The 19,876-nt window shown below is 67.6% G+C and carries 22 protein-coding genes; 10 read left to right on the forward strand and 12 right to left on the reverse strand.

Annotated features, from left to right (window positions below):
* The first annotated feature begins 10 nt into the window (after nucleotides 1-10).
* Nucleotides 11-364, forward strand: coding sequence for an STAS domain-containing protein (locus BKN51_RS10040; protein ID WP_101607380.1), 354 nt, complete (start codon nucleotides 11-13; stop codon nucleotides 362-364).
* Here the strand turns inward: BKN51_RS10040 and BKN51_RS10045 are convergent.
* The 4 genes from BKN51_RS10045 to BKN51_RS10060 all read right to left on the reverse strand — a co-directional run bounded on the left by BKN51_RS10045 (nucleotide 361) and on the right by BKN51_RS10060 (nucleotide 6,371).
* Nucleotides 361-1,827, reverse strand: a complete 1,467-nt coding sequence (locus BKN51_RS10045) for a DNA polymerase ligase N-terminal domain-containing protein (RefSeq protein WP_101607381.1) — start codon at nucleotides 1,825-1,827, stop codon at nucleotides 361-363. The two genes, BKN51_RS10040 and BKN51_RS10045, sit on opposite strands and share 4 nt — an antisense overlap.
* 112 nt (nucleotides 1,828-1,939) lie before the next feature.
* Entirely contained in the window at nucleotides 1,940-3,961 is a 2,022-nt protein-coding gene (locus tag BKN51_RS10050) for an ABC transporter ATP-binding protein (protein ID WP_101607382.1), read from the reverse strand.
* Nucleotides 3,961-5,694 (reverse strand): ABC transporter ATP-binding protein, encoded by a 1,734-nt coding sequence (locus tag BKN51_RS10055; RefSeq protein WP_101607383.1) that lies wholly within the window; start codon nucleotides 5,692-5,694, stop codon nucleotides 3,961-3,963. Before BKN51_RS10055 ends, BKN51_RS10050 begins: the two co-directional genes overlap by 1 nt.
* A 29-nt stretch (nucleotides 5,695-5,723) precedes the next feature.
* Entirely contained in the window at nucleotides 5,724-6,371 is a 648-nt protein-coding gene (locus BKN51_RS10060; RefSeq protein WP_168214304.1) for a TetR/AcrR family transcriptional regulator, read from the reverse strand.
* Nucleotides 6,372-6,644: 273 nt separating this feature from the next.
* Here BKN51_RS10060 and BKN51_RS10065 point away from each other — a divergent pair, with 273 nt between their 5' ends.
* The 7 genes from BKN51_RS10065 (at nucleotide 6,645) to BKN51_RS10095 (ending at nucleotide 11,859) form a co-directional block, all read left to right on the forward strand.
* The gene (locus BKN51_RS10065; RefSeq protein WP_101607384.1) at nucleotides 6,645-7,874 is read left to right on the forward strand and encodes a sensor histidine kinase; all 1,230 of its coding nucleotides are present in this window, start codon (nucleotides 6,645-6,647) and stop codon (nucleotides 7,872-7,874) included.
* Nucleotides 7,871-8,305, forward strand: coding sequence for a roadblock/LC7 domain-containing protein (locus BKN51_RS10070; protein ID WP_005159022.1), 435 nt, complete (start codon nucleotides 7,871-7,873; stop codon nucleotides 8,303-8,305). The genes BKN51_RS10065 and BKN51_RS10070 overlap by 4 nt, the downstream gene beginning before the upstream one ends.
* A gap of 19 nt (nucleotides 8,306-8,324) precedes the next feature.
* On the forward strand, nucleotides 8,325-8,708 hold the full coding sequence (locus tag BKN51_RS10075; RefSeq protein WP_101607385.1) for a DUF742 domain-containing protein: 384 nt from the start codon (nucleotides 8,325-8,327) through the stop codon (nucleotides 8,706-8,708).
* Nucleotides 8,683-9,297, forward strand: coding sequence for a GTP-binding protein (locus tag BKN51_RS10080; RefSeq protein ID WP_101607386.1), 615 nt, complete (start codon nucleotides 8,683-8,685; stop codon nucleotides 9,295-9,297). Before BKN51_RS10075 ends, BKN51_RS10080 begins: the two co-directional genes overlap by 26 nt.
* A gap of 23 nt (nucleotides 9,298-9,320) precedes the next feature.
* Nucleotides 9,321-10,547 (forward strand): styrene monooxygenase/indole monooxygenase family protein, encoded by a 1,227-nt coding sequence (locus tag BKN51_RS10085; protein ID WP_101613150.1) that lies wholly within the window; start codon nucleotides 9,321-9,323, stop codon nucleotides 10,545-10,547.
* Between the two features lie 118 nt (nucleotides 10,548-10,665).
* Nucleotides 10,666-11,520 carry a non-homologous end joining protein Ku gene (gene ku, locus BKN51_RS10090; RefSeq protein ID WP_101607387.1) on the forward strand — a complete coding sequence of 285 codons (855 nt, stop codon included), beginning with the start codon at nucleotides 10,666-10,668 and terminating at the stop codon, nucleotides 11,518-11,520.
* 126 nt (nucleotides 11,521-11,646) lie between these two features.
* On the forward strand, nucleotides 11,647-11,859 hold the full coding sequence (locus BKN51_RS10095; protein WP_101607388.1) for a hypothetical protein: 213 nt from the start codon (nucleotides 11,647-11,649) through the stop codon (nucleotides 11,857-11,859).
* 152 nt (nucleotides 11,860-12,011) lie between these two features.
* On the opposite strand, the gene BKN51_RS10100 is transcribed toward BKN51_RS10095, so the two are convergent.
* From BKN51_RS10100 to BKN51_RS10120, 6 genes are all read right to left on the reverse strand, one after another.
* Nucleotides 12,012-12,212: a DUF2795 domain-containing protein gene (locus BKN51_RS10100; protein ID WP_101607389.1), complete on the reverse strand. Its 201-nt coding sequence runs from the start codon at nucleotides 12,210-12,212 to the stop codon at nucleotides 12,012-12,014.
* A 147-nt stretch (nucleotides 12,213-12,359) separates the two neighbouring features.
* A complete protein-coding gene (locus BKN51_RS43530) occupies nucleotides 12,360-12,515 on the reverse strand; it encodes a DUF6131 family protein (RefSeq protein WP_167480014.1) in 156 nt (51 codons plus the stop codon).
* Between the two features lie 401 nt (nucleotides 12,516-12,916).
* Nucleotides 12,917-14,392, reverse strand: coding sequence for an adenosylhomocysteinase (gene ahcY, locus BKN51_RS10105; RefSeq protein WP_168214305.1), 1,476 nt, complete (start codon nucleotides 14,390-14,392; stop codon nucleotides 12,917-12,919).
* Between the two features lie 252 nt (nucleotides 14,393-14,644).
* Nucleotides 14,645-15,697, reverse strand: coding sequence for a DNA polymerase IV (locus tag BKN51_RS10110; RefSeq protein ID WP_101607390.1), 1,053 nt, complete (start codon nucleotides 15,695-15,697; stop codon nucleotides 14,645-14,647).
* A gap of 9 nt (nucleotides 15,698-15,706) precedes the next feature.
* Entirely contained in the window at nucleotides 15,707-16,132 is a 426-nt protein-coding gene (locus BKN51_RS10115) for a YciI family protein (protein ID WP_101607391.1), read from the reverse strand.
* 60 nt (nucleotides 16,133-16,192) lie between these two features.
* Nucleotides 16,193-16,459 (reverse strand): DUF3040 domain-containing protein, encoded by a 267-nt coding sequence (locus BKN51_RS10120; RefSeq protein WP_101607392.1) that lies wholly within the window; start codon nucleotides 16,457-16,459, stop codon nucleotides 16,193-16,195.
* A gap of 258 nt (nucleotides 16,460-16,717) precedes the next feature.
* Here BKN51_RS10120 and BKN51_RS10125 point away from each other — a divergent pair, with 258 nt between their 5' ends.
* A complete protein-coding gene (locus BKN51_RS10125; RefSeq protein ID WP_101607393.1) occupies nucleotides 16,718-17,779 on the forward strand; it encodes a cobalamin-independent methionine synthase II family protein in 1,062 nt (353 codons plus the stop codon).
* Nucleotides 17,780-17,802: 23 nt separating this feature from the next.
* Here BKN51_RS10125 and BKN51_RS10130 read toward each other — a convergent pair whose 3' ends face one another.
* Both BKN51_RS10130 and BKN51_RS10135 read right to left on the reverse strand, forming a co-directional pair.
* Nucleotides 17,803-18,429, reverse strand: coding sequence for a LysE family translocator (locus tag BKN51_RS10130; protein WP_101607394.1), 627 nt, complete (start codon nucleotides 18,427-18,429; stop codon nucleotides 17,803-17,805).
* Complete coding sequence (locus BKN51_RS10135) at nucleotides 18,426-18,992, reverse strand: GNAT family N-acetyltransferase (protein WP_101607395.1); 567 nt, start codon at nucleotides 18,990-18,992, stop codon at nucleotides 18,426-18,428. Before BKN51_RS10135 ends, BKN51_RS10130 begins: the two co-directional genes overlap by 4 nt.
* A 51-nt stretch (nucleotides 18,993-19,043) precedes the next feature.
* Here BKN51_RS10135 and BKN51_RS10140 point away from each other — a divergent pair, with 51 nt between their 5' ends.
* Nucleotides 19,044-19,841 (forward strand): alpha/beta fold hydrolase, encoded by a 798-nt coding sequence (locus BKN51_RS10140; RefSeq protein WP_101613152.1) that lies wholly within the window; start codon nucleotides 19,044-19,046, stop codon nucleotides 19,839-19,841.
* Nucleotides 19,842-19,876: the final 35 nt, after the last annotated feature.

Here is a 19,876-nt window from a genome sequence, read left to right on the forward strand (position 1 = left end):
AGGCGCCCCCATGTTGCCTGGCCAGCGCGTACCCGGCGAACCGCAGCCCCTGGCCGTGACCACCACCCGCCGCAAGGACGGCGTCGTCATCCTCACCGCGGTGGGGGAGATCGACGCGGCCACCGTCGGCCGGTTCCGCGTCGAACTCAGCGGTGCTTGCGTCACGGAAAAGCACGTGATCCTCGACCTTTCCGGCGTTGGTTTCCTCAGTTGCGCCGGATTGCACGCGCTGGAAGAGGCCAATGCCGCGTCGCGGCGGCTCTCGGTGATCGTGAAGACCGCCTTGGTGTCGCGGATTCTGGACGTCAGCGGGGTCGGAGCCGACCTCGACGTCCGGTGGGACGTCGAGGACGTCCATATCTAGCCGTCGAGTTCGACCTCGTCGGCGGCGACGTCCGGCAGCAGGCCACGCCAGCGCGGATTGCGCAGGCAGCCCCCGTCGGTCCAGCCGCCGAAGACGACCTCGCCGACGATGGTCGGCCGCGACCAATGCGCGTCCCGTGCCTGTTTCTCCGGTACGGAGCGAAACGGGGATGTCTTGCGCTCCAAGCGGAACAGCCGCTGTGACAGCTTCTCCAGCTCGTCGCCCGCGAAGCCGACACCGACGTTCCCGATGTACCGCAAGCCATCCTCGTGCGGGACGCCGAGCAGCAGCGAACTGAACGTGCCCGCCCGGCTGCCGCCACCCGGCCGCCAGCCGCCCAGTACCACCTGCTGGACCCTGGCGCCGGTGATGGAAAGCCATTCCCCGGTCCGCCTTCCCGGGTGGTACGCGGAGTCGGCGCGTTTCGCGATGACGCCGGCGAGCCCGTGTTCGCGGGCGGCCCGTGCGACCGCGCCACCGTCGCCGCGGTAGTACCGGGGGACCTGCCAATGCGGTCCGGCGAGACCGAGTCCATCGAGGAGTTCTCGACGTTCGACATAGGGCGACTCGACACAGGAACGGCCGTCCAGATGCAGGAGGTCGTTCACCAGGTAGAACGCCGGAAACCGGGGGACGAGCCGTTTCGCGGAGCTCTTCGTGGCCCGCGCGCGGTGCCCGAGCCCGTCCGGGCTCGGCTTCCCGCCGTCGAAGACGACGATTTCCCCGTCGAGAAAAGCATCGGCGGCACCGAGTTGCTCGCCCAGCCCGCGGAACTCGGGGTACAGCCCGGTGACGTCGTCGCCCGAATCGTCGTAGGCGGTGATCCGGCCGCCGGACACCCGGATCAGGGTGCGGCGCCCCGACCAGTCGAATTCGTAGGCCCATTCCGCGTCTTCGCCGGTCGAGGGAAGGCGCCCCGGTTTGGTCAGCATCGGAGCGAGGAACGGAGGCAGTTCCGTGCGGCCGGGATCGGCCGGATCGAGTCGTTTGAGCAGCCAGCCGCGGTCGTTCCCGTCCTTCTTCACGTTCAGGAACAGGTATTTCCCGCGCGCCCGTTTCCCGTGGAAGACGATCTCGACCTTGTGGTCGTTGAAGTGCAGCGTTTCGTACCGGCCGGTGTCCCAGATCGTCATGGTGCCGCCGCCGTATTCACCGGCCGGAATCTCGCCTTCGAAGGTGAGATAGTCCATCGGGTGGTCTTCGGTGTGCACGGCGAGGCGTTCGAGATCCGGTGACATCGGCAGGCCTTTCGGCACCGCCCAGGAGACCAGCACCCCGTCCCGTTCCAGCCGGACGTCCCAGTGCAGGCTGCTCGCGTGGTGTTCCTGGATGACGAAGAGATCGTTCGCCCCCGCCGGGGTTCCGCCGTCCCCGTCGCGTTCCGGAATGGGTTCGGGAGTCCGTCCCGGTTTGCGCTTACGGCGGTATTCGCCGAGTTTCTCCGCCATGGTCGGCCAGCGCACCCCTCTCCGGATCCGTTCACGCAAGCCTAGCGCCGTTCACGGTCCGGACGGGTGACGAAGGCCCCTTTTCCTCCGATGAAAGCAGGAAAAGGGGCCTTCGATTCACCGCGGTTCAGTCGGTCTCGGCCAGCGCCTCCGCGAACTGGGCCGCGTAGAGCCGCGAGTACGCACCACCGGTGAGCAGCAGCGTTTCGTGATCGCCCTGCTCGACGATCGAGCCGTTCTCCATCACGAGGATGACGTCCGCGTCGCGGATGGTGGAAAGCCGGTGCGCGATGACGAAACTCGTCCGCCCCTCGCGCAGCGAATTCATCGCCCGCTGGATCAGCACCTCGGTCCGGGTGTCGACCGAACTGGTGGCCTCGTCGAGGATGAGGATCGCGGGTTTCGCCAGGAACGCCCGCGCGACGGTGATCAGCTGTTTCTCGCCGGCGCTGACCGTGCCGCCCTCGTCGTCGATCACCGTTTCGTAGCCCTCCGGGAGGGTACGGACGAACCGGTCGACGTGGGTCGCCTTGGCCGCCGCGACGATCTCCTCCTGCGTGGCGCCCGCGGAACCGTAGGCGATGTTCTCCGCGATCGTGCCGCCGAACAGCCACGCGTCCTGCAGCACCATGCCGGTCTTGGACCGCAGGTCCTCGCGGTCCATCTCGGCGATGTCGACACCGTCGAGGGTGATCCGGCCGCCGTCGAGTTCGTAGAACCGCATGAGCAGGTTGACCAGGGTGGTCTTCCCCGCGCCGGTCGGGCCGACGATGGCGACGGTGTGCCCCGGCTCGACGGTGAGCGACAGGTCTTCGATGAGCGGGGTGTTCGGGGTGTACCGGAACGACACGTGCTCGAACTCGACCTGTCCGCGCACCTCGCCCACCCGCGCGGGTTCGGCGGGTTCGGGCTCCTGCTCGTCCGCGTCGAGCAACGCGAAGACCCGCTCCGCGGACGCGATCCCGGACTGCAGCAGGTTCGCCATGCTGGCGATCTGGGTGACCGGCTGGCTGAACTGCCGTGAATACTGGATGAACGCCTGGACGTCGCCGAGCGACAGCGTCCCGGAAGCCACCCGCAGCGCGCCGATCACGGCCACCAGCACGTAGCTCAGGTTGCCGATGAACATCATCGCGGGCTGGATGGTGCCCGAGATGAACTGCGCCCGGAAGCTCGCGCCGTAGAGCGTGTCGTTGTGCTCGCGGAAGACCTCCTCGGCCTCCTCACGGCGGCCGAACACCTTGACCAGCGAGTGCCCGGTGTACATCTCCTCGATATGCGCGTTGAGCCGCCCGGTGGTGGACCACTGCTTGATGAACTGCGGCTGCGCCTTCTTGCCGATCTTCGCCGCGACGATCACCGAGGCGGGCACCGAGAGCAGTGCGACCAGCGCCAGCAGCGGCGAGATGACGAACATCATCGCGAGCACGCCGACCACCATCAGCAGCGAAGACACGATCTGCGCGAGCGTCTGCTGCAGCGATTGCGCGAGGTTGTCGATGTCGTTGGTGGCCCGGCTCAGCACCTCACCACGCGGCTGGCGGTCGAAGTAACTCAGCGGGAGCTTGGCGAACTTCTCCTCGATCTTCTCCCGCAGTTCGAACACCGCGCGCTGGACCAGGTTCGTGGTCAGCCTCGCCTGCAGAAGCGCGAAGAACGACGCCACGATGTAGAGCAGCAGCACCCACATCAGGACCTGGCCGACGGCGTCGATGTCGATGCGCTGGCCAGGGACGAAGTCGATCGCCGAGAACATGTCGGCGAGCGTGTTGTCGCCCTTCGCCCGCAGTCCGGCGATGACCTCCGCCTTGCTCACCCCTGCGGGCATGTCCTTCGCGACGACCCCCGCGAAGATGAGGTCCGTCGCCATGCCGAGGATCTTCGGGCCGATGACGCTCAGCGCGACGCTGGCGACACCGAACGCCAAGATGCCGTACAACACGGCGCGTTGCGGCTGCAGCAGCCGCAACAGCCGTTTCAGGGATCCCTTGAAGTCCAGTGCCTTCTCGACGGACGGTCCGCCCATGAAGGCGGCGGGACCGCGGCCGAAGCCGCCACCGCCGGGCCCGGGGCCTCGTGCCGCGCTCGCGCGCTCGCCCGCGGGTTTCGCCGGGGTACTCGATTCTGTGGTGGATTCGGGCGCGCTCATCAGGCGGCCTCCTGCTCGGTCAGCTGGGACAGCACGATCTCCCGGTAGGTTTCGTTGCTCTCCATGAGTTCGGTATGGGTGCCGTTGCCGACGACGCGGCCCTCGTCGATGACGACGATGCGGTCGGCGTGGCGGATCGTGCTGACCCGCTGCGCGACGATGACCACGGTCGCCTCGGCGGTCTCGGCCACCAGCGCCCGCCGCAGCGCGGCGTCGGTCGCGTAGTCGAGCGCGGAGAAGGAGTCGTCGAACAGGTAGATCTCGGGGCGCCGCACCAGCATCCGCGCGATCGCGAGCCGCTGCCGCTGGCCGCCCGAGACGTTGGTCCCGCCCTGGGCGATGGGGGAGTCCAGTCCCTCGGACATCCGCTCGACGAAGTCCTTGCCCTGCGCCACTTCCAGCGCGTGCCACAGTTCCTCGTCGGTGGCGTCGGACTTGCCGTACCGGAGGTTGCTCGCGACCGTCCCGGCGAACAGGTACGGCTTCTGCGGCACCAGCCCGACGGCGTCGGACAGCACGGTCGGATCCAGTTCCCGGACGTCCACGCCGTCGACGAGCACCGAGCCGTCGGTGGCGTCCATCAGCCGGGGGATCAGGTTGAGCAGCGTGGTCTTTCCGCTGCCCGTGCTGCCGATGATCGCGGTCGTCTCACCGGGCCTGGCCAGCAGCGAGATCTCCTGCAGCACCGGCTTTTCCGCACCGGGGTAGCGGAACTCCACATCGGACAGTTCCAGCCGCCCGTGCACCTCACCGGGGCTGACCGGGTTCGTCGGCAGGACGACGCTGGTGTGCGTGTCGAGCACCTCGGTGATGCGCTCGGCGCTGACTTCGGCTCGCGGCACCATCATGAACATGAAGGTGGCCATCATGACCGCCATCAGGATCTGCATGAGGTAGGACAGGAACGCGGTCAGCGCGCCGATCTGCATGCTGCCGTCGTCGATGCGCAACCCGCCGAACCACAGCACGGCGACGCTGGAGGCGTTCATCACGAGCATGACGATGGGGAACATCAGCGCCATGAGCCTGCCGACGATCAGGGAGACGTCGAGCAGTTCGGTGTTCGCCTTGGTGAACCGCCGCCGCTCGTGGGTGTCCTTGACGAAGGCCCTGATCACGCGGATGCCCATGATCTGCTCGCGCAGGATCTGGTTGATCTTGTCGATCCGCTCCTGCATCAGCCGGAACGCGGGCCGCATCCTCGCGATGATGATCCCGACCGAGACGCCGAGGATCGGCACGACGACCACCAGCAGCCACGAGAGCGTGACGTCCTGGTTGAGCGCCATGATGATGCCGCCGAAGCACATGATCGGCGCGGACACCATCAGCGTGAACGCCATCAACGTCAGCATCTGCACCTGCTGGACGTCGTTGGTGGTGCGGGTGATCAGCGACGGCGTCCCGAACTGGCCGACCTCGCGGGCGGAGAAGTCCTGGACCCGGTGGAAGATCGCGCCGCGGACGTCGCGGCCGACGGCCATGGCGGTGCGGGCGCCGTAGTAGACGGCGCCGATGGAGCAGGCGATCTGCACCAGCGACACCAGCAGCATCACGCCGCCGACGCCGAGGATGTAGTCGATGTCGCCCTTGACCACGCCGTCGTCGATGATGTCGGCGTTCAGCGTGGGCAGGTAGAGCCCGGCGAGGGTCTGGACGAACTGCAGCAGCACGATCAGCCACAGGTCTCGCCGGTAGGGGCGCAGGTGAGTGCGCAACAACTTCGTCAGCACAACGGTTTCTCCCCAGTGGTGGGTAGGTGTTACTGCTTCTTCGGTTTCTTCACCGGTTCGGGTCCGGTGAGTGACGGGACACCCGCGGCCGCCTCGCGCAGAAGGACGTCGAGCGTTTCCAGGAACGGTCCGGACCCCTCGTTGACCAGCCAGCTGAAGAACGCCGTCTTCACCGCGGACTCCACGATCGCCGCCATGAGCCGCGAGTTCAACGCGTTTTCCGCGCTCGCGCCCGCACGTTCGAGGATGGCGTCGGCCAGCACCTGTTCGACCTTGGCGTGCGCCTTGAGGAACTCGCCCTGCATCGACGGGTGCAGGAGCAGCGACCGTGCCAGCTCCACTGAACCGCGATCCGGTTCTCCCAGCTTGCTGTAGGCCTCCAGCGTCGCGGCGCCGACCGCTTCCCACAAGGACTCTCCCGAAGGCCGCTCGCGCAGCGCCTCCCGCAGGAGTTCCTGCCGTTCGACGATGAACGAGCAGATCGCCTCTTCCTTGCTGGAGAAGTAGTTGTTGAACGTGCGCGGTGACACCCCCACGGCGCCGGCGATGTCCTCGACGCGGACCTGCTCGACGCCCTTCTCCATGGCGAGCTTGAGCGCTGCCTCGCTCATCGCGCGCCGGGCGGCGCGCTTCTTGCGTTCGCGCAGTCCGAGAGGGGCGGCCGAGTCGGTGGTCACGACGGCAAGGGTAGGCAAAAGTTGCGGGGCACGCAAATTTATGCGCACTCCGCACTTTTCGGACACCACCCTGGGTGAGAGACCGGGAAATTGAGCCGAATGGCCTAGTGCGCACCGCTCACCAGCCGCAACGCTTTCGTTACCACGTCACTGCCAGCGGTTGAACGGAAACCGGTTGTGGACACCGATTGTTCCGTCTGCTTGCATGTCGGACGTTGTCACTGGGGAGTTGCAGACGAGTCCGGGTACGCGAAGAGAAAGAAGTGGAAGCACATGGTGACGCGGGCTCGAGGCTTGCTTGACCGCTCACGGGTTCTTCTGGACCGCTCCCGGGTCGCCGCGGCTCAGTTCCTCGCCGCGCCGCCCCGACACGCCCCTTCCGGGGCACCCGCCGCCGAACCGGTGGTGGAACAGCGGCCGGCCGTGGAAGCGCCGGACGCCGGCGCGCTCGCCGGTGTCTGCTCCAATGTCGCGTTGCGCGACCTCAATCTGCTCGACCAGCTGCTCGCGCAGCTGGAGACGATGGAGGCGGGGGAGGAGAACTCCGACCGCCTCGCCGAGCTCTACCGGCTCGACCACCTGGCGACCCGCCTGCGGCGCAACGCCGAGAACCTGCGCGTGCTCGCAGGCCGGGACGCCGACGACACGGCGGCCGGGATCTCGTCCGTGCTGGACGTGATGCGGGCCGCGATGTCGTCGATCGACCACTACTCGCGGATCACCATCGGCCGCGTCGTTTCGCTCGGCGTCGTCGGCTTCGCCGCCGAAGACGTCAGCCGGATCCTCGCGGAACTGTTCGACAACGCGGCGAACCAGTCGTCGCCGAGTTCGCCGGTCAGCGTCAGCGCGCACCTCACCGAACAGGGGAGCGTGCTGATCCGCATCGAGGACGAAGGCATCGGCATGCCGCCGGAACGCCTCGCGGTGCTGAACGAACGCCTCGCCGCCGGTGCCGTGCTCGACGACGATTCGGTGCGGCACATGGGACTCGCGGTCGTCGGCAGGCTCGCCGACCGGCACGAGATCACCGTCAAGCTCGACCGCCGCACCCCGCACGGCACGGTCGCCACCGTGCTGCTGCCGGTGCCGGTGGTCTCGGAACTGGCCGAGAAGCAGTGGTCCGGTTCGCAGACGGTGGTCCTGCCGCAGACGAGGATCACCAACGGAACACACGTGGGAAGCCCCACCGCGACGACGTCCACGCTGCCGAGGCGGCGCCCGGCCGCGCCGACGACATCGGAACCGGAACGCAAGCCCAGCCCGCGTCCGCGCGCGGCCGTCCCGCCGCCCACCGACGGCGGGACCACGGCGAGCGGCCTGCCGCGCCGGGTTTCCCGCAGTATCAGGACTTTGCCCGACGAACCGGCCCCGCCGACCACCCCGCCCGCCGACGCGGCGGACGGGCACTCGGCGCTGCTGGCCGACCTCGATGCCTTCTCCGACGGCGAGCGCGCCGCCCTCGACGACCGGCACGAGCGCGAGACCGGAGGAAACACCCAGTGACCGCCCAGGACGCGACCACGGATTTCACGTGGCTGCTCGACGACTTCGTGCGCAAGGTGCATGGCGCGAGCCACGCGCTGATCATGTCCGTCGACGGTTTCCCTTTGACCGCTTCGGAATCGGTGTCCAGTGATGACGCGGAGCAGCTCGCCGCCATCGCGAGCGGCCTGCTCAGCCTCGCGGGCAACAGCGCCGCGCTGTTCGGCAAGGGCAACTGCGAGCAGATCATCATCCGGCTCACCCGCGGGTACTTCCTGTTCATGGGGATCGGCGCCGAGGCGGGGCTCGCCGTGCTCACCGAACCCGACTGCGACATGAAGGTCGTCGCCTACGAGATGACCCAGTTCATCACCAACGCCGGCCACGCCCTCACTCCCGAGGTGCGAGCGGGACTCCGGCAGGTCCTGACCGCCCGACGGCCGCAGGCCTGAGAATCCGGAGAAGGAAGGGATGACCGTGTCCAGCGACCAAGCTCCGGACCGGCCGGTCAAGATGCGCAGCCGCAGAATCCGGCCGTACGCGCTGACCGGCGGCCGCACCAAGAGCAGCCACCTGCTTCTGGTGGAGACCCTGATCTCGGTCCCGCGTTACGACCCGGCGCTGTCCGAAGCGTTGATGCCCGAATCGCGCTCGCTGTACGAGCGCGCCCGCGAACGCTCGTCGATCGCCGAGCTTTCGGTGGGACTGGACCTTCCACTGGGCGTGGTCCGCGTGCTCATCGGCGACCTCGCCACCCAGGGCGCCGTCTTCGTGCACCCGACGGCCCACGCCTACAACCACGACACGAACGTGCTCGAGAGGATCCTCGATGGACTCAAGCGCCTCCCGGTCTGACGCCGACCTCTTGGCGATCTCCGCCAAGATCGTCGTCGCCGGTGGATTCGGCGTGGGCAAGACGACGTTCGTCGGCGCCGTCTCCGAGGTCCCGCCCCTGAGCAACGAGGCTTGGATGACCGAGGCGGGCGCCGGGGTCGACGAGCTCGTGCCGCCCGGAACCAAATCCACCACCACGGTCGCGATGGACTTCGGCCGGATCACCCTCCGCGAAGACCTGCTCCTGTACCTGTTCGGCACCCCCGGCCAGGCCCGGTTCTGGTTCCTCTGGGACGACCTCTCGCGCGGCGCGCTCGGCGCCGTCGTGCTGGTCGACACCAGCCGGATCGACCAGTCGTTCGCGGCGATCAACTACTTCGAGAACGACTCCGACCTGCCGTTCATCGTCGCGGTCAACCAGTTCGAGGGGATGCCGGTACACGACCTCGAAGAGGTTCGCGACGCCCTCGCGCTGTCCCCGGACATCCCGCTGGTCACCTGCGACGCCCGCGATCCGAAGTCCACGGTCGCGACCCTGCAGGAACTCGTGACGCACACGTTGTCCCTCGCGGTGGTCTCCGGGCCGGGCCGCGAGTTCGCACTCAGCTGACGGTTCTGGGAGGAATGTCGAGGATGCGCAAGGTTCTGATCGTCGGTGCCGGGCAGTCGGGGTTGCAACTCGCCTTGAGCCTGCTGGACCACGACTACGACGTCACGGTGATGTCGGCGAGGACGCCGGACGAGATCCGGTCCGGCAAGGTGATGTCGACCCAGTGCATGTTCCACTCCGCCCTGCAGCACGAGCGGGACCACAAGCTGAACCTGTGGGAGGACGAGACCGTCCGGGTCGAAGGACTCGGCGTGTCCATCGCGGGACCGGACTCCAGCCGGGTGCTGGACTGGTTCGCCCCGTTGGAGCACTACGCGCAGTCGGTGGACCAGCGGGTGAAGATGGCCGCCTGGCTGGAGCTGGTGGAGGACCGCGGCGGCAAGGTCGTCATCCACGGCGTCACCACCTCGGACCTGGCGCCGCTGGCGAAGCTGTACGACCTCGTCGTCATCGCGGCGGGCAAGGGCGAGCTGGTCCAGCTGTTCGACCGGATCCCGGAGCGGTCGCCGTACACGGAGCCCCAGCGCGCTCTTTCGCTGGCTTACGTGCACGGTCTGGAGCCCCGGCCGGAGCATCCGGACAAGGCGGCGGTGCGCTTCAACATCATCCCGGGCGTCGGCGAGCTGTTCATGATCCCCGCGTACACGCTGAGCGGGAACTGCGACATCCTGTTCTTCGAGGGCGTCCCCGGCGGCCCGCTCGACTGCTGGGGCGACCGGCCGTCGCCACAGCAGCATCTCGACCGGATCCTTTCGCTGATGAAGCAGTTCCTCCCGTGGGAGTACGAGCGCTCGCGCAACGCCGTGCTGACCGACGAGAAGTCGACGCTGGCGGGCGGGTACACCCCGGTCGTGCGGAACGCGGTCGGCAAGCTGCCCTCGGGCACCGTGGTGCTCGGCATGGCCGACGTCGTGGTGGCCAACGACCCGATCACCGGTCAGGGCTCCAACAACGCGAGCCACTGCGCGGCGTCCTATCTGGACTCGATCCTCGATCGCGGGGACAAGCCGTTCGACGAGGAGTGGATGACCGCGTCGTTCGAGAAGTACTGGGAGTACGCCCAGCACGTGACGACCTGGACCAACGCGATGCTGCAGCCGCCGCCCCCGCACGTGCTCCAGATCATCGGCGCGGCGGGGGAGAACCCCGCCGTGGCGAAGCGATTCGCGGACGGGTTCTCCGATCCGACCGACTTTCAGCACTGGTTCTTCGATCCGGCGAAGGCGGAGAAGTACCTGGCCGAAGCGTGATTCCGGGACTGCGGTAGTCCCGCGATCGGGTTGGCGGGACTGTCGCGGTGCGCCGTTTCGGGCTACCGTTGTTACCGAGCGTGAGTACGGTCGGTGACGGCGGTGGAGGTGCGGCGCGATGCGTTCGATGTGGAAGGGCTCGGTGTCCTTCGGGCTGGTGAGCATCCCGATCCAGCTCTATGCGGCCACCGAGAACAAGAACGTCTCGCTGCGCCAGGTGCACGAGGCCGACGGCGGCCGCATCCAGTACAAGCGGTTCTGCACGATCGACGGCGAGGAAGTGCCCTACGCCGAGATCGCCAAGGGCTACGAACTGCCCGACGGCGAGATGGTCGTGCTCACCGACGAGGACATGTCGGAGCTGCCGCTGGCGTCGTCGCGGGCGATCGACGTGCTCGAGTTCGTGCCGCTGGAATCCATCGACCCGATCCACTTCGACAAGACCTACTACCTCGAACCGCAGAAGAACGCCGTCAAGCCGTACGTGGTCCTGCGTGACGCGCTGGAGAAGGCGAGCCATGTGGCGATCGCGAAGGTCGCCATCCGGCAGCGGGAGACGCTCGCGATCCTGCGGGTGCACAGCGACGTCCTGATGATGACGACGATGCTGTGGCCCGACGAGGTCCGTGTCCCGGACTTCGGCTTCCTGCACGACGATCCTCCGCAGGTGAGGCCCCAGGAACTGACGATGGCGGGTTCCCTGATCGACTCGCTTTCGGAGCCGGTGTTCGAGCACGAGAAGTACAACGACTCCTATCGTGAGGCGCTGGAGGCCATGATCGAGGCCAAGGCCGCAGGGAACGAGACGACCAAACCGAAGGCCGTCGGGGCGAAGGCCGACGTCGTCGACCTCATGGAGGCCCTGCAGGCCAGCGTGAGCGAGGCGAAGAAGAGCCGGAAGCCGACGGCGGCCAAGAAGGCCACCGCGGCCAAGAAACCCGCCTCCGGCAAGCGAACTCCGAAGAGCGCCTGACTCTCCTTTGTGGACTGTTGTGCCCGGTGTCACCCGGCCGGTCCGGCGACACGCCGCCCTCATGCCAGGATTTGTCGTCCCTCGGTGGTAGTAAGGCAACCGAGGAGAACTTTTCCGAGAGGCGGCATGAGTATGGAGTGCGCGTTCTGCGCCGGCGGACTCGACCACTGCCACGGAACCCTCGTGGTCCACCTGGACGGTGGTTTCACCGAATGCAGCGAAGACGGCTGCGTCGACTTCGACTTCGCCCGGCACGCGCCGACGATCGACTGTTTCGACGTCGACGGGGGCTGCACCTGCGCCGTGGTGGAGGCCCGGCAGTTGCTGCGGGCTTCTTGACCGGCGGTCAATACACCAGTCCGGCCCGATTCGGAAGATCGGGACCGATTGCCACTCGAAGGTGTATGCATTCGTGTACATCGTGGCCGGAAATGTGTTAACTATGACGGGGTCCTCCGGCTCTCCCTCCCCCTCGGAGCCGGGGGGCCCCTTCATGTCGTAGTGCTTCCCTCGTGGGTGCCCAGCGCGTCCCACGCCCCATCTCCATCCGCGTAGTCACTCGCGGGAAGAGCTCCCAGTGGGCCGAGTACGTCGTCGCCCGCTCCGGCCGCCGCGGCGGCCCGCAAGAGCTCGTCACGTCCGCACGGGTAGTCCACCTCGGTCAGATACGGGCGAGGATCCGTTCCGGCCATCGATTTTCCTCCTTCGTCTCGTCCCGAGTGGATACCCGGCGGGCCGAGAACGAAAACAGACCGGGCACCCGGCGTGAGGGGAACGCCGGGTGCCCGGTCTGTCTCAACGCTGGTACCGGGGGCTCGGTATCAGCTGTGGTCCGGTGCTCAGAACCAGTGGGCGCGACCGCCGATGGCCTTCCCGGTGTTCCCGAGAACGGCCAGGATGATGCCGATGACCGCGAGCGCGATCCCGATCGAGTACAGAACGGGGATGCTGGCGATGACACCGATGACAATCAGGATGACGCCGAGAATGATCACGGGGGCACCTTCTCCTTCGTAGTCGCCCGGCCAAGGTGACGCCGGGGTGTGGCTACATAAGGGATTCCCGGTTCACGCCACGGGAAACAGGTCCATCCGGCCGTAGTTTTCACGCATTCGGCCTAGTGCTCCGGTGCGGTGCGTCAGGTGTCACAGAAGGGGTTGCCGGCAGACGGCGGTTCGCGATCGGCGCCGGGCCTCGTGAGTGGTAGGTGCGGTTCTGGTGGACCCGTTTTGCCTGCCTGCCGGCTGGGTGAGTGGGGAGGATCCGGGACGTTGAACGTCCCGAATCCTCCACGCTCGACCGTGTCGTCGCGGACACCACCTTCGCCCTGGTCGCGAGTAGGCAAGCGGTAACGACGGTTAGAACCGTCCTTACCACTCACGAGCCGTACCGGACCTCAGTAGCGGTAGTGGTCCAGCTTGTACGGACCCTCGACGTCCACGCCGATGTACTCGGCCTGGCGCTTGGTCAGCTTCGTCAGCCGGACGCCCAGCGCGTCGAGGTGCAGGCGGGCCACCTTCTCGTCGAGGTGCTTCGGCAGCACGTGGACGTCGGTGGCGTACTGGCCCTGCTTCGTGAACAGCTCGATCTGCGCGATCGTCTGGTTGGTGAAGGAGTTCGACATCACGAAGCTCGGGTGGCCGGTGGCGTTCCCGAGGTTCATCAGCCTGCCTTCGGACAGCACGAGGATGGAGTGCTGCTCGCGGTCGGCCGTCGCGGGGAAGACCCACTCGTGCACCTGCGGCTTGATCTCGATCTTCTCGATGCCCGGGATCTTCGCGAGCCCGGCCATGTCGATCTCGTTGTCGAAGTGGCCGACGTTCGCGACGATCGCGTTGTGCTTCATCTTGGCCATCTGGTCGGCCATGATGATGTCGAAGTTGCCGGTGGTGGTGATGAAGATGTCGCCGCGCTCGACGACGTCGTCGAGCTCCACGACGTCGAGGCCCTCCATCGCCGCCTGCAGCGCGCAGATCGGGTCGATCTCGGTGACGACCACTCGGGCGCCCTGGCCCCGCAGTGATTCCACCGCGCCCTTGCCGACGTCGCCGTAGCCGCAGATGACGGCGACCTTGCCCGCGATCATCACGTCGGTGCCGCGGTTGAGACCGTCGATGAGCGAGTGACGGATGCCGTACTTGTTGTCGAACTTCGACTTCGTCACCGAGTCGTTGACGTTCATCGCCGGGAACAGCAGCTCGCCGTCCTTAGCGAGCTTGTAGAGCCGCTTGACGCCGTTGGTGGTCTCCTCGGTGACGCCGCGGACCTCCTTGGCGATGCGGGTGAACCGGCCCGCGTCGCGCGCGATGCTTTCGGTCAGCGTGCGCAGGACGAGGGTGTACTCCTCGGGGTCTTCCTCGGTCGCCTGCGGGACGGCGCCGGCGGCCTCGAACTCGACACCCTTGTGGATCAGCAGGGTCGCGTCGCCGCCGTCGTCGAGGATCATGTTCGGGAGACGGCCGTCGCCGAAGTCGAAGAGCTGGTCGGTGCACCACCAGTACTCGGCCAGGGTCTCGCCCTTCCACGCGAACACCGCGGAGCCCGAAGGCGCGTCGACGGTTCCGTTCGGGCCGACGACGACGGCCGCGGCGGCCTCGTCCTGCGTGGAGAAGATGTTGCAGGACACCCAGCGCACTTCGGCGCCCAGTGCGACGAGCGTCTCGATCAGCACGGCGGTCTGAACGGTCATGTGCAGCGAGCCCGCGACCCGCGCGCCCTTGAGGGGCTGCGAGTCGGCGTATTCACGGCGCAGCGCCATCAAACCGGGCATCTCGACCTCGGCGAGGCGCAGCTGCTTGCGGCCGGCCCCGGCGAGGGAGAGGTCGGCGACGGCGAATTCGATCCCGTTGACCTTGGACAGGGTGGGGCTCACTGGTTCTCCATTCATCAGGAAGGCAAGGTGAAGCGGTTTCTTCTCGCCGGTGGCGGGGAAGAACGGGGTCAATGCGGGGGTCGTTCAGCGCACGGCCTCGACGACGACGGCCGGAAAAGGGTTTCGACGCAAGAAAGGCCTCCGCAGTGGGAGGCGCCCTTACGTCTGTCGCAGCGGGCCGAGCGTGGCGGAAGAATTCCGTCGCAGCGCCTCTCGGCCCGAAACCAGAATGGCAAAGCGCCGCGAGCGCTGTCAAGGCGATGCGGATCGCGCCGCCGTCGAGGAGAATTCGGCCCGGACGCCCAGCAGGCGAACCGGTCTGCCGAGGTCGAACAGGTCGAGCACGGCCAGCGCCGCCTTCTCGATCTCGGCGGGGTCCGCGGTCGGGGCGGGCAGGGTCACGCTGTGGGTGTGGGTCAGGAACGGCGCGAACCGGACCTTGACCGCGACCCGCGCGGCGGGCCTGCCTTCCTCGGCGACGTCCTGGGAAACGCGTTTCGCCAGCGCGACGACCTCGGCGGCCATGGCCCCGGGATCGGTCAGGTTCTGCTGGAACGTCGTCTCGCGGCTGCGGGATCGCGCCACGTAGGGCGTCGCGGTGACCTCGGCGTCGCCGATTCCCCCGGCGAGGATCCGGTACCACGGGCCGAGTTTCGGGCCGAACCGCGCGGCGAGCCCCGCCGGGTCGGCGCCAGCCAGTTCCAGCACGGTGTGATAGCCGGCCTCGGCGAGTTTCTTCGTGGTCTTGGCGCCGATGCCCCACAGCGCGTCCGTCGGCTTCTCGGCCATGACGTCCCACCAGTTCTCCTGGACGAGCCGGAAGATCCCGGCCGGTTTGGCGAATCCGGTGGCGAGTTTGGCGCGCAGCTTGTTGTCCCCGATTCCGACCGAGCACGACAGCCCGGTCTCCTCGGTCACCACTCGCCGGATGTCGGCGGCGAGCGTTTCGGGGTCGTCGGTGGCGACGCCGAGGAACGCCTCGTCCCAGCCGAGTACCTCGACGACCACCGGGAGTTCCCGCAGCGTCGCCATCACCCGATCGGAGACTTCCTGGTACGCGGGCGCGTCCGTGGCCAGGAAGACCGCGTCGGGGCAGCGTTTCGCGGCCGTCCGCAACGGCATCCCGGACTGGACGCCGAATTCCCGCGCTTCGTACGACGCCGTCGCCACCACGGCCCGTTCGGCCGGATCGCCCGTGCCGCCGACGACCACGGGTTTGCCACGCAGTTCAGGCCGCCGGGCGACCTCGACCGCCGCGATGAACTGGTCGAGGTCGACGTGGAGTACCCACTCCCGGACGGCCATGAGTCGACTCTAAGCCCGTTCGGCGATCTCGTCGCGCATCCGCTGCTCGTTCTCCTGCAGTTCCGGCGTGAAGTTCTCGCCGAAGTCCTCGGCTTCGAGGATCTTGCGGACCTCGAGGATGGTGTCGCCGTGCAGGGGAGTGGGACAGCGCTTCGCCCACTCGATCGCTTCAGCGCGCGACGAGACGTCGAGGATCCAAAAACCGCCGACGAGTTCCTTGGCTTCGGTGAACGGGCCGTCGGTGACCGTGGATCCGGCGGCGTTGACCGTGACCCTCGCGCCCTTCGAACTCTCCTGCAGCCCCTCGCCGCCCACCAGCACCCCGGCGTCGAGCAGGTCCTGGTTGAACTTCGCCATGGCGGTCAAGGCCTCCATCGGCGGCATCTTCCCGGCTTCGGAATCCTCGTCCGCCTTGATGATGATCATGAACCGCATGGTCTTCCTCCCAGTGAACCGGACGTATCGCCCGGACTCTACCGGCGTGCGGGAAGAAGATCAGCCGCGCCCGAACCGGGACAGGTGCACGATCACCGCCGTGGTCACGGTGATCATCCCGAGCAGCAGCACGGCCGGGCTGTTCACCACCATGCCCAGCAACATCAACAGGCCCGCGGTGATGTCGAGACTCAGGAGGACCGTCAGTCGGAGCAGGGGTGGTCGTGCCGGCCTGCCGGAGCGGAGCCGGGCGGCCAGCGCCGGCTCGGTCAGCTCGAACCAACGCTCGATCTTCTCCAGCTCTTGCCGATCGTGATGGCTCAGCATCTCGGTTCTCCTTCGGCGCGCCCCGGCCGGTCGACTACCACGGAATACCCAGGACCGGGACCGGATAAGCATCGAATTTCACCGACTTTTGTATAACGACCTATACGTGTCGGCGAACGGAACATCCTTTGTAGACCGAATGGTTGCGCCATTCGTGGTCACCGCACGCGGAAAGATCGTCAAGGAGAGGAGAGATCGGTAGTTTCTGCGTTTGCGGCCAAGGCGACCGTGGCCGCTTCACCTGGGAGGACGCGAGCAATGACCATACCCACCGAACCGATCGGCAGCATTCCCCGTCCGGGCTATCTCGTCGAAGCGCTCGGCGAGCACGCGGCCGGGCGGCTCGACGCCGACGGTCTCGGCGAGCTGCAGGAAAAAGCCCTCGTGGACACCATCAAGCGGCTGGAGGAGACGGGCTCGCCGGTCATCACCGACGGCGAACAGGGCAAGCCGAGCTTCGCCACGTATCCCTTGGCGGGCCTCACTTCGCTGGCGCCGGACGGGGTCGTCATCCCCTTCGCGGACGGGCACACCCGGCAGCTCCCGAGGCTCACCGCCGGACCGTTCCGCTATCAGACCTACGCCGACTCCTATCTGCGCGAGGCCAAGAAACACGCCACCAAACCGGTGAAGCAGGCGGTGATCGCCGCTTCGGCGATAGGGCTCGTCTATCCCGGTGAGGAATTGGCGGAATATGCGAAAGAACAGTTCATCGCCGACTTGGTGAACGAAGCGGAAGCCGATATCCGCCGCAGCCTCGACGCGGGTGCGGACAGCGTTCAGATCGACTTCACCGAGGGCAGGCTGTCGCTGAAGCTCGACCCTTCCGGCGGGCTGCTGAAGTCCTTCGTTGATCTGAACAACGCCGTGCTGGAACGATTCTCCGACGAGGAGCGGAAGAAGATCGGCGTGCACACCTGCCCCGGTGGCGACCAGGACTCGGTGCACAGCCTCGACGTCGACTACGCCGGGTTGCTGCCGACGTTGTTCCAGCTGAAGGTGGGCAACGTCTACGTGCAACTGGCCAGTGAGGCGGATCCGGAGCGGGCGCTGCAGGTCATCGCCGACCACGCACAGCCGGACCAGCGGATCTTCGTCGGCGTGACCGACCCGATCGACCCGCGCGTCGAAACCGCAGAGGAGATCCGGGACCGCGTGCTTCAGGCGGCGCGGTTCATCTCGCCGGACCGGCTGGGCACCTGTGACGACTGCGGGTTCTCGCCGTTCGCCGACGACACCTCGACGTCGCGGGAGACCGCGTTCGCCAAGATCGCCGCCCGCGTCGAAGGCACCCGCCTCGCCGCCGAATCCCTGCTCTGACGTGGCGTGATGGGCACCTTCGCTCAGCTCTGGACGGCGACCCGGATGCCGAGCCCGACGAGCAAGGTGCCCATCACCGCGTCCATCCCGCGCCGCACCCGGCCGGAGGCGAAGAACTTCCGCAGGGAACCGACCAGCGTCGCCAGGACGAAGGTCCACACGACGGCGACCGTGGTGGCCAGCGCCGCCAGTTGCAGGGTCTCCGCGGTCGTGGCCGAATGCGGGAGGAACTGGGGCAGCAGCGCGAGGAAGAAGACCGCGACCTTCGGGTTGAGCAGGTTGGTGAGCAGTCCGTGCCGGAACGCCTCCTTGGGCGCGACCACGGGTGCCACCTTGTCCTTGAGCTCGCTGTAGTCGCCGCGGCGCACCGCCAGCCACGCCTTGACGCCGAGGAAGATCAGGTACGCGGCGCCGATCAGCTTCACCACGGTGAAGGCGATCGCCGACGCGGTGAGGATCGCCGCGACGCCGAGGGCGATCGCGACCACCCAGACGAAGACGCCGAGCGCGATGCCGAGTCCGGCGGCGATCCCGGCCTTGCGCCCGCCGAGGATCGCGCTCCGGGTCACCACCAGGAAATCCGGGCCCGGTGCCATCGCGCCGAGCAGGCAGACCAAGACGAACGAGAGTGCGGTGGCCCCGGAGATCATCCTGCGATGCTATCCGGCTGGTCGATGTCCCTGGCCATGACGGCGCCAGGGACGTCGACGCCGTCGGGCGTCGTCACCGTCACCCGTTCGACTTCCTCGAAGCCGAACGACAGATACAGCGGGACGCCGGGCATGGTCGCGGTCAGCGTCAGCGACGTGAATCCTTCGGCTTTCGCCGCGAGGCGGCACGACTCGAGGATCGCGCGTCCGAGCCCGCGCCGGGTCCAATCGCCGCGGACGAACATCGCGCGCACCCGCGCGGGCTCGGTGGCCGGGTCGAGCGGGCGTTCGTCGTCCGACGCGTCACCGGAGCCGGCGTGCATCTTGTTGCGCCTGCTCCAGCCCCCGCAGGCGACGATCTCGCCGTCCGCCTCGTGCACGAAGTAGGTGCCGTCCTCGATCAACCGCAGGTCGAGGTGCGCGATGTGCACCGCCGCGCTCGCGGTCTGCCGCTCGTCGTAGAACCGGGGGAACAACTCCAGCACCGAGGCCCGCATCAGCGCCGCGATGGCGGGCGCGTCCGCGAGCGTGGCCGTCCGCTGCGGTGGCGTGTTCGTCGTCATGTCGCGGAAGATAGCCAACGACGGCGATCACGCCTACCGGATAATCGCGTGGTGATCACCGACGACGGCCGTGAACTGTGGACCTCGGCGACCGGCCGGGGCGAACCGATCCTGTGCTGCCACGGCGGCCCGGGCCTGTGGGACATGTTCGGCACGCTCGATCCCGGCCCGCGGTTCCGGCTGATCCGGTGGGACCAGCGCGGCGCCGGGCGCTCCGACCCCCGTGGCCCGTACACCCTCGACCGGATGGTGGCCGACGTCGACGCCGTCCGCGAGTGGCACGGGCTCGACCGGGTCGCGGTGCTCGGGCATTCGTGGGGCGCGCATCTCGGCCTGCTCTACGCCCTCGCACGTCCGGAGCGGGTGAGCGCGCTCGTCTACGTGTCGGGCGTCGGCCTCGGCCACGACTGGCATACCGAGTTCAAGCGGAACTTCGAGCGCGCGCTGGGGGAGAGGCACGCCCGGTGGGCCGGGCTTCGCGCGGCGGGCCACGATGAAGGCCGCGAACTCGCGGTGCTGCAATGGACGGCCGACTTCGTGGCGGACGGGGAGCGTCACGCCGAGGCGATGGCGACACCGTGGTTCCCGGTCAACTACGAGGCGAACGCCGCGTTGAGCGAGGAGATGCGGACGGTGCCGGAGGAGTCACTGATCTCGGCTTGCCGGTCTCTGCGGGTGCCGACGCTGATCATCGACGGGACGGCGGACACCCGGCCCCGATGGGCCGTCGACTCGCTGGAGCACGCTCTGCCTTCGGTGACCCGGGTGCGGTTGCCGGGTGTCGGCCACGTGCCGTGGTTGGAAGCGCCCGAGGAGTTCCGCGCCGCCTTGACCGACTTCCTGGGCTAGCCGCTCGTGAGTGGTAAAGACGGTTCTAACCGTCT

It is taken from the genome of Amycolatopsis sp. BJA-103 (assembly GCF_002849735.1).
In the GTDB taxonomy this organism is placed as follows: Bacteria; Actinomycetota; Actinomycetes; order Mycobacteriales; family Pseudonocardiaceae; genus Amycolatopsis.